Source organism: Streptomyces oceani (assembly GCF_001751245.1).
In the GTDB taxonomy this organism is placed as follows: domain Bacteria; phylum Actinomycetota; class Actinomycetes; order Streptomycetales; family Streptomycetaceae; genus Streptomyces; species Streptomyces oceani.
In genome coordinates this window covers 72,827-84,121 of record NZ_LJGU01000108.1, presented here as the reverse complement: position 1 = coordinate 84,121, position 11,295 = coordinate 72,827, and the positions used below count along the sequence as shown (strand labels likewise).

Genomic DNA, 11,295 nt, shown 5'->3' with positions numbered 1-11,295 from the left:
CCCCTCGGCCCTGCGGGCCCGGGCCGCCGCTCCGGGCCCCGGCCGCTGGGCCATCGGGCCGCTTGGCCGTCCCGTCAGGCGCTCTCGACCGGTGCCGTGCCGTCGTAGGCGGCGGCCGTCTCGTCCAGCTCGTCGGCGTAGTCACCGGTCACCAGATAGACCACCCGGCGGGCGACCGAGACCGCGTGGTCGGCGAACCGCTCGTAGTAACGGCCCAGCAGTGTCACGTCCACGGCCGTCTCGATGCCGTGCTGCCAGCGGTCGTCCATCAGGTGCTGGAAGAGCGTCCGGTGCAGGTCGTCCATCTTGTCGTCGTCCTGCTCCAACTGCAGCGCCAGATCGACGTCCTTGGTGATGATCACCTCGCCGGTCTTCGCCATCAGCCGCTGCGCGAGCTGACCCATCTCCAGCAGGGTGGCCTGCAGGTCCCGGGGCACCGGGGATGCGGGGAAGCGCAGCCGGGCCACCTTCGCGACATGCTGCGCGAGGTCGCCGGAACGCTCCAGGTCCGCGCTCATCCGCAGGGAGGTGACGACGATCCGCAGGTCCGTGGCCACCGGCTGCTGCCGGGCCAGCAACTGGATCGCCCGGGTCTCCAGGTCGCGCTGTAGGTCGTCCACCTTCTCGTCCGCCGCGATCACGCTCTCGGCGAGCTTCAGGTCCGCGTCCAGCATCGCCGTCGTGGCGCGCCCGATCGCGGAGCCGACGAGCCGGGCCATCTCCACCAGACTGTCGCTGATGGAGTCCAGCTCCTCGTGGTACGCGTCCCGCATGCGTCTCCTTCCCTCGCGTGGCGTATGCCCCGCACCGCGATTGCCTTCGTATTGCGTGCGAACAGTCCGTGGTAACCGTGGTCGAGCGGGGTCGTCAGACGGCGTCCCACATGTTCCCACGGTGGGTGTCCAATGCGTCCGCTGCCGGCTTCCCAAGTGAATCAGCTCCTACACAGAGGTGAACTCTGGGGGACGACTGTTCGAGACGGGCCAGGAAGCACTGGGGCAGCGTCTCGGATGCCGCATAGCCTGGACACATGGACGTGAATGCGGCCGTCGCCGCAGTAGCCGCGGTCGCCGGTGTGTGCACCGGAGTGGTCGCGATGCTGGCGTTCCGCTGGAGCGAGCGCGAGCAGGTCCGTCCAACCCGTACGTCGCTGCATTCCGAGGTGGCTCTGCCACCCGGCGTCGACACCGTGCTCTCCGTGCTGCGCTCCTCGGCCGTGGTGCTGGACGAGTCGGACGCCGTGGTGAAGGCCAGCTCAGCCGCGTACGCCCTGGGACTCGTACGCGGCGGGAAGCTCACCGTGGAGCCGATGCTCGGCATGGCCCGGGACACCCGGAGGGATGGCGAGATCCGGCAGGTCGAGCTGGACCTGCCACGCCGGGGTACCGGCCGGGGCGACGCCCTGGCGGTCTCCGCGCGGGTCGCCCCGCTCGGCTCACGGCTGGTGCTCGTGCTGGTCGAGGACATGACGGAGGCGCGCCGGATAGAGGCGGTGCGCCGGGACTTCGTCGCGAACGTCAGCCACGAGCTGAAGACGCCCGCCGGCGCGCTCTCACTGTTGTCCGAGACGGTGATCGACGCCGCCGACGACCCGGAGGCCGTGGTGCGCTTCGCCGGCCGTATGCAGAACGAGGCGACCCGGCTGACCAGCCTCGTACAGGAACTCATCGACCTCTCCCGGGTGCAGAACGACGACCCGCTGGAGGACTCCGAGGCCGTCGCGGTGGCCGGACTGGTGGACGAGGCGATCGACCGGTGCAGCCAGACCGCGAGCAATAAGCAGATCACCCTGGCCGCCGCCGGTACCGAGGACCTGCACGTGTGGGGGAACCGCGGGCAGCTCGCGGCGGCCCTCGGGAACCTCGTGGAGAACGCCGTGAACTACTCGCCGGCGCGCACCAGGGTGGGCATAGCCGGTCGGCGTACGCCCGCACCCGGCGGCGACCTGATCGAGATCGCGGTGACCGACCAGGGCATCGGCATCTCGTCGATGGACAAGGAACGCGTCTTCGAGCGCTTCTACCGCGTCGACCCGGCACGCTCGCGCGCGACGGGCGGTACGGGACTGGGCCTCGCCATAGTCAAGCACGTGGCGGCGTCGCACGGCGGCGAGGTCACCGTATGGAGCGTCGAGGGCGAGGGCTCCACCTTCACCCTGCGGCTGCCGGAGGCGGGCAGGGCACGCGAGAAGGCCGAGGCGAACCGGCGCGGCCGGGACAGCCTGAGCGGCGCGCTGTGGGAGCCCGCCGCGTTCGGCGCGGAGGACGGCTTCGGCGAGGAGAACGGCGACCGTGCCGGTCCCGCTGTTGACCGCGCCCGGCCCTCCGACGAGTCCCGTCAGTCACCAGAGTCTTCCCGGTCCCCCAAGTCCACTGTTGACCCCCCTGTTGAAAACTTCTCTGCCCCGGAGGTCCACCCGTGACCAGAGTGCTCGTCGTCGAGGACGAGGAATCGTTCAGCGACGCACTGTCGTACATGCTGCGCAAGGAAGGCTTCGAGGTCGCCATCGCGGCCACCGGGCCGGAAGGGCTGGACGAGTTCGAGCGAAACGGCGCCGACCTGGTGCTGCTCGACCTGATGCTGCCGGGCCTGCCGGGCACGGAGGTGTGCCGTCAGCTACGCGGTCGGTCCAACGTCCCGGTCATCATGGTGACCGCCAAGGACAGCGAGATCGACAAGGTGGTCGGGCTGGAGATAGGGGCCGACGACTACGTCACCAAGCCCTTCTCCTCCCGTGAACTGGTCGCCCGGGTGCGTGCCGTCATGCGCCGGCGCGGCGAGTCCACCCCGGAGGAGGTGAGCCCGGCCGCCCTGGAGGTCGGGCCGGTGCGGATGGACGTGGACCGGCACGTGGTCACCGTGTCCGGCGAGAAGGTCGACCTGCCGCTCAAGGAGTTCGACCTGCTGGAGATGCTGCTGCGGAACGCCGGCCGGGTACTGACCCGGATGCAACTGATCGACCGGGTGTGGGGCGCCGACTACGTCGGTGACACGAAGACCCTGGACGTACACGTCAAACGGTTGCGGGCGAAGATCGAGCCCGACCCCGGCGCGCCCCGTTTCCTGGTGACGGTGCGTGGCCTCGGCTACAAGTTCGAACCCTGACCGACGAGTCGTCGACGGCTTCCCGGTCGGGGAGCACGTCCGCGCCGACGGCGTGACGCCTACTCAGCGCCGTCGGCGCTGTGGGTACAGCCGTCGGCGCTGTCCGTGCTCCTGCCGCCCTCAGTCCTGGGGACTCTGCGTGGGGCTGCCGGTCGGCTGCTGGGTGTTCGCCGGGCCGGTCTCGGTGGCCTCCGGCGTCGTAGCGCCCTCGGTCTGCTCGCCCTCGGTCTGCTCGCCCTCGGTCTGCTCGCCCTCGGCACCGGGGCTCTCCGGGGTGGACTCGGTCGGCGCCTCGGAGGGCGTGGGTGCGGCGCTTGGGCCGAACTCCCGGTAATTGTCGGCTGTCGCGAGCACCACCGTGGCGCGCATCTCGATCTTGCCGGTGGAGCTGAGGTCGAAGCTGACCCGCTGGGCCTCGCCGGGCTGCAGCTTCCGGTCGGCCTCCGCGATCACCGCGGAGGCGTTGCCCTTGCCGCCGATCGCCAGGTGGCCGTGGGCCGGCACGGTCAGCTTCTGCTCGCCCTTCGCGGGGCTCAGCTCCACCTTGAGCCCGGTGTTGCCCACCCGGATGTCCTTGAGCTGCTGCGGCTCGCTGTCGGAGTTGAAGATTCGCGCGGTCAGCGTCGCCGGCCCCTCGCCTCCCTTGGGGACGATGAAGTTGACGGCCTGGATCTGGATGTCGTCGACGGCTGTCGCGGCACTGTCCGGCTTGATCTGCAGGGTCTGGGCGTTGTTCCCGGTGCCACAGGCGCTGAGGGAGACTACGGCGAGCGCGATGGCGGTGGCGGCGAGAGTGCCGCGTCGAAGGCTGCTGCTCACGGCGGCGGCATCTCCTTGGACGAGCTTTGGCGGCCGAACGGCGTGCCCGGTCGCGGACGATGGTGAACTGCTAGCGGATCAGGCTACCGACCCGGGCCACGCGTTGGCGCACCCACCCCTCGTAGGTCTCGTGAGTGTCACGGTGGTTGGGCGAACCAGCCGTACGACTCAGCAGCCTCGCTCGTCCGGTATGGCGAAACGTTTGATTGCGGATAAGAATCCGGCGGGGAAGTCCGACGGAATACTGATCAACGTCAACGGCGCTTGTCGTCGCTTGTCGGCGCTTATCGACGGACTGATCAATTACCCGGAACGGCCGGAGCGGCCGCTTCATAGAGTGCGACAAAACGGACAAAACGCTCGACAAACCAAGATTTACTTTGTCATTGCCGAGGTGATATGCGGCCTCCGTGGACTGCTTCCGACCTGCGAATACCTCGATCGGCCAGGCTTTCGCAGCACGACATAGGCTTCCTTGTCAAGCCCCGAAATGTGGCCTGACCTGCGAAAACGCCATTCAGTACGCCCTGTGTCCGTGTTAGGATGGATAGCCACGGAAGGGGTACCTGACACATGACGTTCAAGGTTGGCGACACCGTGGTCTATCCCCATCACGGGGCCGCGCTGATCGAGGCTATCGAAACTCGCCAGATCAAAGGCGTGGACATGACCTACTTGGTTCTGAAGGTCGCGCAAGGCGACTTGACGGTGCGCGTCCCCGCGGACAACGCGGAGATCGTGGGCGTGCGAGATGTGGTGGGCACGGACGGACTGGACAGAGTCTTCGAGGTGCTGCGCGCGCCATACGCCGAAGAGCCCACCAACTGGTCCCGTCGCTACAAGGCGAATCTGGAGAAGCTCGCCTCCGGCGACGTCATCAAGGTGGCCGAGGTCGTGCGTGACCTCTGGCGGCGGGAGCGTGAGCGTGGCCTGTCCGCCGGTGAGAAGCGCATGCTGGCCAAGGCTCGCCAGATCCTGGTGAGCGAGTTGGCCCTCGCGGAGAAGACAAACGAGGACAAGGCCGAGGCGCTGCTTGACGAGGTGCTCGCCTCCTGACCCTGCGACGGGCTTCCCCGTCGGACTGATCTGGTTCAGCTTCGCCACGCACGCGTGGGTGTCGCGGTCTCACCGCCATCTCTCCTCCTCGGCCTGGTCCTGGGGATCCTCGGTGGGGAAGTCGCGGTGCCCACGCGTCGTGGAACTTGCCGAACGACAAGATCGGCCCGTGTCGGCACGGGCCGCTTCGGTCCCGCCCGGCGTCGGGCGCGCTCGGTGTCGCGTCGTTTGGGCCGGTTCGGCGTTGATCTCGTGTGTCCAGGTGGCGAGTGTCGTCCGGCGGCAGTCGGTCGCCACTCGGCAGTCTTGCCATGTCCCAATGCGGCGTGTGGGCGAGGGGTCGCTGAGTGTGTACGCCACTGGTCGTGCGGCGTCGTGGCCGTACGAGCGCCGCCGTGCGTGGGCTCGTCGTGCGGTCGCGGGCAGAACTCGGCCGTACGCGCCTTTCATGCCCAGCCCAGCGCTGCCGAGAGACGACTCGCCGGGATGCTCTACTGGTGTGCCGGGCCTCAGCGACTGACTTGATCGGATGTCACGGAAGGGGCCGATCAAGGCGTCGTGCCCGGCACTGCTGTGGCCATACCCACCTCGGCTGAGGAAACAAACCTGAACGTGCAATCAATGTCCTCCCACACGCCTCCCGACCCGCACCGCACCGCCGTGGTGATCCCCGCCGCCGGCCGGGGAGTTCGGCTCGGGCCCGGCACTCCGAAGGCCCTGCGCACCCTGAGCGGCACGCCCATCCTGGTGCACGCCGTACGCGCCATGGCCCGCGCCCGTACGGTCTCGCTCGTCGTGGTCGTCGCGCCGCCGGACGGTGTCGTCGACGTGCACACCCTGCTCGACGAACACCTGCTGGCGCAGACCCTGGAGGGGGTCGACCTCCTCGTCGTGCCGGGCGGCGCGAACCGCCAGGAATCCGTGCGTCGCGGCCTCGCCGCGCTGCCCGAGGACGTCCGGAGCGTCCTGGTGCACGACGCCGCCCGTCCGCTGGTGCCGGTCGACCTCGTGGACGCGGTGGCGGCGGCCGTACGGGCCGGTGAGGTGGCGGTCGTACCGGCGCTGCCGGTGCCGGACACCGTGAAACAGGTCGCGCCCGGTGAGCGGCCCGGTGCCCCGGAACCGGTGGTCGACACGCCGGAACGCTCCCGGCTGCGTGCCGTGCAGACCCCGCAGGGGTTCGAGCGCGAGACCCTGCTGAAGGCACATGAGCAGCAGCACGACCCGGCCGGCACCCAGGGCACCCACGGCCCGGACGACCCCGGTGCCACGGACGACGCGGGCCTCGTCGAACGGCTGGGTGCCCGGGTCGTGGTGGTGCCCGGGCACGAGGAGGCGTTCAAGGTGACCCGGCCGCTGGACCTGGTGCTGGCGGAGGCCGTACTCGCCCGTCGGAGGGCCAATGACGGATTCTGAGCAGCCGCAGCCGCAGCCGCAGCCGCAGCCGCAGCCGTACGAGCCGGCGGACCAGCCGCCGCCCGCGCTTCCGCTGGTCGGGGTCGGCACCGACGTGCACACCTTCGAGCGGGGTCGCCCGCTCTGGTGCGCGGGCCTGCTGTGGCCGGCTGAGGAGTACGGCCTCGCCGGCCACTCGGACGGTGACGTGGCGGCACACGCCGCCTGCGACGCGCTCTTCTCCGCCGCCGGACTCGGCGACCTGGGCGCGCACTTCGGCACCGGGCGCCCCGAGTGGTCCGGTGCCGCCGGCAGTGAACTGCTGGCCGCGGCGGCCCGGATCGTCCGTACGGAGGGTTTCCGGGTCGGGAACGTCGCGATCCAGGTCATCGGCGTACGCCCCAAGATCGGCAAGCGGCGGGCCGAAGCCCAGCGGGCCCTCTCCGAAGCGGTCGGCGCGCCGGTCTCCGTCTCCGGAACCACCACCGACGGTCTCGGCCTCACCGGTCGCGCGGAGGGACTGGCCGCCATCGCCACCGCGTTGCTCGTACGCCACCCGAAGGCCGGCTGAGCGGCGCTCGCGAGCGTGCTCGCGGACGGCCGGTCGCCAGGGCGAACCTTCGGACGGCCCGCGTGGGAAGGTGGCCAGGCGCGGGCACGGGCGGATAATCGCCGAGGGCCGAGAAGCCCGTACCACCGCTGTCCCGAACCGAGGAGCGCATCCCGTGCCAGTCACGCTTTCCGACCCTCTCAAGCAGATCCTCGACGGACCGGTCTTCGTCACCGTCGTCACCATCCAGCCCGACGGGGGCCCGCAAGCCTCGCCGGTCTGGGTACGCCGGGACGGCGAGGACCTGTTGATCTCCACGACCGTGGACCGCCGTAAGACCGCCAACCTCCGCCGGGACCCGCGGATCTCGGTCGTCGTGCAGCCGGCGGACGAGCCGTACCTCTACGCGGAGATCCGTGGCGAGGCCAGTCTCACCACCGAGGGCGGCCAGGACCTGATCAACGAGCTGGCCCGGAAGTACGTCGGCAAGGACTACGCCGAGTTCAACCCGGAGGCGCACCAGGACGCCGAGCGGGTGGTCGTACGGATCACGCCGCGCAAGGTCGTCGGCCGGCTCTGACCGTCGCGGCGCCGCCCGTCCGGCGCTGATCGCGCGCGGGCGGGCGAAACCGACCCGGCGTGCGGATTACGCTGTACCCGTGAATCTTCGCCTGTATGACACGAGCGCCCGGCAGATCCGTGACTTCACCCCGCTCACACCGGGCCGCGTCTCGATCTACCTGTGTGGTGCCACCGTGCAGGCGGCCCCGCACATCGGCCACATCAGGTCGGGCCTCAACTTCGACATCATGCGCCGCTGGTTGGCCTACCGCGGCTTCGCGGTGACCTTCGTCCGGAACGTCACCGACATCGATGACAAGATCATCGCGAAGTCCGCGGACCAGGGCCGCCCCTGGTGGGCGATCGGCTACGAGAACGAGCGCGCCTTCAACGACGCCTACGACGCGCTCGGTTGCCTCCCGCCGACCAACGAGCCCCGCGCCACCGGCCACATCCCCGAGATGATCGAGATGATGCGGGTCCTCATCGAGCGGGGGCACGCCTATCCCGCGGACGGCAACGTCTACTTCGACGTGCGTTCCTACGACGGCTATCTGCGGCTCTCCAACCAGGAGTTGGACAATCTCCGGCAGCCCGAGTCAGAGGGCGAGACCGGCAAGCGGGACCCACGCGACTTCGCCATGTGGAAGGCCGCGCGACCGGGCGAGCCGAGCTGGGACACGCCGTGGGGTCCCGGCCGGCCCGGTTGGCACCTGGAGTGCTCGGCGATGGCGCACAAGTACCTCGGCGCGGCCTTCGACATCCACGGCGGCGGCGTCGACCTGGTCTTCCCGCACCACGAGAACGAGATCGCCCAGTCCAGGGCGTACGGCGACGACTTCGCGGCCTACTGGGCGCACAACGCCTGGGTCACCATGAGCGGCGAGAAGATGAGCAAGTCGCTCGGCAACTCGCTGCTGGTCAGCGAGATGGTCAAGCACTGGCGGCCGATCGTGCTGCGCTACTACCTCGGCACCCCGCACTACCGCTCCACGATCGAGTACGGCGAGGAGTCGCTGCGCGAGGCCGACACCGCGTTCGCCCGGATCGAGGGCTTCCTGCGGCGGGTGGTGGAGCTGGTCGGCGAGGTCGAGCCGGCGGCCGCCGTGCCGACGGCGTTCGCCGAGGCGATGGACGAGGACCTGAGCGTCCCGCAGGCCCTCGCGGTCGTGCATACGACCGTCCGGCAGGGCAACTCCGCGCTGACGGCGGATGACAAGGACACGGCGGTGGCACGGTGCGCCGAGCTGCGGGCGATGCTGGGCGTGCTCGGCCTGGACCCGCTCGCCGAGCCCTGGGCCGGGGACACCGGCGCCGGCGGCCGTGGCGAGGAACTACGGGGTGTGGTCGACGCGCTGGTGTCGCTGGTGCTCGAGCAGCGGCAGGCGGCGCGGGCCCGTAAGGACTACGCCGCGGCCGACGCCATCCGGGACGAGTTGCAGCGCTCCGGGCTGGTCATCGAGGACACCCCGAGCGGTCCGCGCTGGGAACTGGGCGGCGGCGGACCGGCGTAGGGGAGACTCACGGCTGCCGGGGCCGCGGCTGGACGGGCAGCGGCTGTACGGCCGCGGGCGTACGGGCGGTGCGTACCGGTGCCGGCGTACGAAGCGGCCACCGCCCGTACCCTTGAAGGCGCCACATGTCAGTCAGGACCGGACGGGCGTCCGGCGTGGTCGTGCGTACGCGGCGGCGTCCGCGACGGACACGGCACAGTCAGCAGAGCAGAGGAATGGTGGCCCCATGGCCGGCAACAGCCAGCGCCCCAACCGGCGTACGTCCAACAAGAAGGGCGCGCAGGCCGGCAGCGGCGGCAAGCGTCGCCGCTCCCTGGAGGGGAAGGGCCCGACCCCGCCAGCCGAGATGCGTAAGGGCCACGCCAAACAGCGGGCGGCGGAGGCCCGGGCGCGGCGGGCGTCCGGGGCCGGCGGCCGGCCGGGTCAGCGGCAGCGTGCCGGCAAGGGCGGGACCAACGAGCTGGTGGTCGGGCGGAACTCCGTGCTGGAGGCGCTGCGGGAGGGCGTGCCGGCCAGCACGCTGTACGTACAGCAGTTCATCGACAACNGTACGAAGCGGCCACCGCCCGTACCCTTGAAGGCGCCACATGTCAGTCAGGACCGGACGGGCGTCCGGCGTGGTCGTGCGTACGCGGCGGCGTCCGCGACGGACACGGCACAGTCAGCAGAGCAGAGGAATGGTGGCCCCATGGCCGGCAACAGCCAGCGCCCCAACCGGCGTACGTCCAACAAGAAGGGCGCGCAGGCCGGCAGCGGCGGCAAGCGTCGCCGCTCCCTGGAGGGGAAGGGCCCGACCCCGCCAGCCGAGATGCGTAAGGGCCACGCCAAACAGCGGGCGGCGGAGGCCCGGGCGCGGCGGGCGTCCGGGGCCGGCGGCCGGCCGGGTCAGCGGCAGCGTGCCGGCAAGGGCGGGACCAACGAGCTGGTGGTCGGGCGGAACTCCGTGCTGGAGGCGCTGCGGGAGGGCGTGCCGGCCAGCACGCTGTACGTACAGCAGTTCATCGACAACGACGACCGGGTGCGGGAGTCCCTCCGGCTCACCAGCGAACGGGGCGGCATCCACCTCATGGAGGCGCCGCGTCCCGAGCTGGACCGGATGACCAGCGGCCTGAACCACCAGGGCGTGGTGCTGCAGATCCCGCCGTACGACTACGCGCATCCGGAGGACCTCACCGGCGTCGCCTTCGACGTGGGCGAGGACCCGCTGATCGTCGCGCTGGACGGGGTGACCGATCCGCGCAACCTCGGCGCCGTCGTCCGTTCCACGGCGGCCTTCGGCGGGCACGGCGTGGTCATCCCGGAGCGGCGGGCGGCTGGCATGACGGCGGGGGCGTGGAAGACCTCGGCGGGCGCGGCGGCGCGCGTGCCGGTCGCCCGCGCCACCAACATGACGCGGGCGCTGCAGACCTACCAGAAGGCCGGGCTGATGGTGGTGGGGCTGGCCGCGGACGGTGAGATGGCGCTGCACGACCTGGACGCGCTCGAGGGACCGGCGGTGGTGGTGGTCGGCTCGGAGGGCCGGGGGCTGTCCCGGCTGGTGGGCGAGACCTGTGACCTGCGGGTGCGCATTCCGATGCCGGGTGGCGCGGAGTCGCTCAACGCGGGGGTGGCGGCCGGCGTCGTGCTGTACGAGGCGGCCCGCCGGCGTCGGTGAGCCGGGAGGCTGTGGGCTGTCACGGGGGTGGCAGCCGAGCCGGCGCCCCGAGCGGTCGCCGTACGCGCGCTCGGATGGCCGTACGACCCTTGACGGACCCCTGACACATCGGACCGGTCAAGGCAGTGTCCTACGGGTCCGTCACTCGGTTAGAGGAGTGTGGACACCAGAACATCCCGCACACCGGACTCCGGAATCGGCCCAGGAGCAGCCTCCGGAGGCACCCCGCCGGGATTCACCGAGGACGCGTCCGTACTGAGTACGGTCAGGGTGCCGAGCGATCCCGCGCAGGTCGTCGTGAACCACGTGAGTTTCCGGGTGGAACTCCCCACCCCGGCACCCCGCAACCGGCTTCTCGACGCGGCCAGCCGCTCGTACGCCGACGCGCGGGCGGGAAACAGCGGAGGGCGGCCGGCGAGCACCGGCGCGAGCGTGCGCAGACGCCGGCCGCCGCTGGTGTGGAGCGGCCACATCGGCCCGGAGGACACCGGCGCGCGCCGGCTGTTGCGTGCGGCGCGCACGCCCGTGGTCGAGCGGGAGGGGCTGGACGGACCGGAGGAGCTGGACCAGCCGCAGCGGGACGTCGCCACCCAGACGCTCCCACGTGTGATCGAGCGCGCCCCCGGTGCCGCCGGCCCGCC

Annotated in this window: 10 protein-coding genes and 2 pseudogenes; 10 read left to right on the top strand and 2 right to left on the bottom strand. The window is 70.8% G+C overall.

The genetic code is table 11. The annotated features are described in order from the left end of the window. Nucleotides 1–74: 74 nt before the first annotated feature. On the bottom strand, nt 75–773 hold the full coding sequence (phoU, locus tag AN216_RS05115; RefSeq protein ID WP_070195375.1) for a phosphate signaling complex protein PhoU: 699 nt from the start codon (nt 771–773) through the stop codon (nt 75–77). A 257-nt stretch (nt 774–1,030) separates the two neighbouring features. Here phoU and phoR point away from each other — a divergent pair, with 257 nt between their 5' ends. Together phoR and phoP are read left to right on the top strand one after the other, a co-directional pair. Continuing rightward, nucleotides 1,031–2,422 (top strand): two-component system sensor histidine kinase PhoR, encoded by a 1,392-nt coding sequence (gene phoR, locus AN216_RS05110; protein WP_070195374.1) that lies wholly within the window; start codon nt 1,031–1,033, stop codon nt 2,420–2,422. 5 nt (nt 2,423–2,427) lie between these two features. Next, nucleotides 2,428–3,105, top strand: coding sequence for a two-component system response regulator PhoP (gene phoP, locus AN216_RS05105; protein ID WP_476755924.1), 678 nt, complete (start codon nt 2,428–2,430; stop codon nt 3,103–3,105). Between the two features lie 120 nt (nt 3,106–3,225). Here phoP and AN216_RS05100 read toward each other — a convergent pair whose 3' ends face one another. Then, nucleotides 3,226–3,924, bottom strand: coding sequence for a hypothetical protein (locus tag AN216_RS05100; RefSeq protein ID WP_070195372.1), 699 nt, complete (start codon nt 3,922–3,924; stop codon nt 3,226–3,228). Between the two features lie 573 nt (nt 3,925–4,497). On the opposite strand from AN216_RS05100, the gene AN216_RS05095 reads away from it, so the two are divergent. From AN216_RS05095 to AN216_RS29055, 8 genes and pseudogenes are all read left to right on the top strand, one after another. Further along, nucleotides 4,498–4,980, top strand: coding sequence for a CarD family transcriptional regulator (locus tag AN216_RS05095; protein WP_070195371.1), 483 nt, complete (start codon nt 4,498–4,500; stop codon nt 4,978–4,980). Nucleotides 4,981–5,601: 621 nt separating this feature from the next. Next, nucleotides 5,602–6,396 carry a 2-C-methyl-D-erythritol 4-phosphate cytidylyltransferase gene (gene ispD / locus AN216_RS05090; protein WP_070195370.1) on the top strand — a complete coding sequence of 265 codons (795 nt, stop codon included), beginning with the start codon at nt 5,602–5,604 and terminating at the stop codon, nt 6,394–6,396. Then, entirely contained in the window at nt 6,383–6,946 is a 564-nt protein-coding gene (gene ispF / locus AN216_RS05085; protein ID WP_079166272.1) for a 2-C-methyl-D-erythritol 2,4-cyclodiphosphate synthase, read from the top strand. The genes ispD and ispF overlap by 14 nt, the downstream gene beginning before the upstream one ends. 154 nt (nt 6,947–7,100) lie before the next feature. Further along, complete coding sequence (locus AN216_RS05080) at nt 7,101–7,505, top strand: PPOX class F420-dependent oxidoreductase (protein ID WP_070195369.1); 405 nt, start codon at nt 7,101–7,103, stop codon at nt 7,503–7,505. Between the two features lie 79 nt (nt 7,506–7,584). Then, complete coding sequence (gene cysS, locus AN216_RS05075; RefSeq protein WP_070195368.1) at nt 7,585–9,000, top strand: cysteine--tRNA ligase; 1,416 nt, start codon at nt 7,585–7,587, stop codon at nt 8,998–9,000. Between the two features lie 226 nt (nt 9,001–9,226). Continuing rightward, nucleotides 9,227–9,547, top strand: a pseudogene (locus AN216_RS26495) (23S rRNA (guanosine(2251)-2'-O)-methyltransferase RlmB); the annotation flags it as partial. Between the two features lie 141 nt (nt 9,548–9,688). Next, complete coding sequence (gene rlmB, locus AN216_RS05070) at nt 9,689–10,654, top strand: 23S rRNA (guanosine(2251)-2'-O)-methyltransferase RlmB (RefSeq protein WP_070195395.1); 966 nt, start codon at nt 9,689–9,691, stop codon at nt 10,652–10,654. Between the two features lie 159 nt (nt 10,655–10,813). Next, nucleotides 10,814–11,295, top strand: a pseudogene (locus tag AN216_RS29055) (hypothetical protein); the annotation flags it as partial.

What these genes read in the sequence shown, in the direction of transcription:
- phoU (WP_070195375.1), bottom strand. Translation starts at nt 773, where the DNA reads ATGCGGGACGCGTACCACGAGGAGCTGGACTCCATCAGCGACAGTCTG.
- phoR (WP_070195374.1), top strand. Translation starts at nt 1,031, where the DNA reads ATGGACGTGAATGCGGCCGTCGCCGCAGTAGCCGCGGTCGCCGGTGTG.
- AN216_RS05095 (WP_070195371.1), top strand. Translation starts at nt 4,498, where the DNA reads ATGACGTTCAAGGTTGGCGACACCGTGGTCTATCCCCATCACGGGGCC.
- ispD (WP_070195370.1), top strand. Translation starts at nt 5,602, where the DNA reads ATGTCCTCCCACACGCCTCCCGACCCGCACCGCACCGCCGTGGTGATC.
- ispF (WP_079166272.1), top strand. Translation starts at nt 6,383, where the DNA reads ATGACGGATTCTGAGCAGCCGCAGCCGCAGCCGCAGCCGCAGCCGCAG.
- rlmB (WP_070195395.1), top strand. Translation starts at nt 9,689, where the DNA reads ATGGCCGGCAACAGCCAGCGCCCCAACCGGCGTACGTCCAACAAGAAG.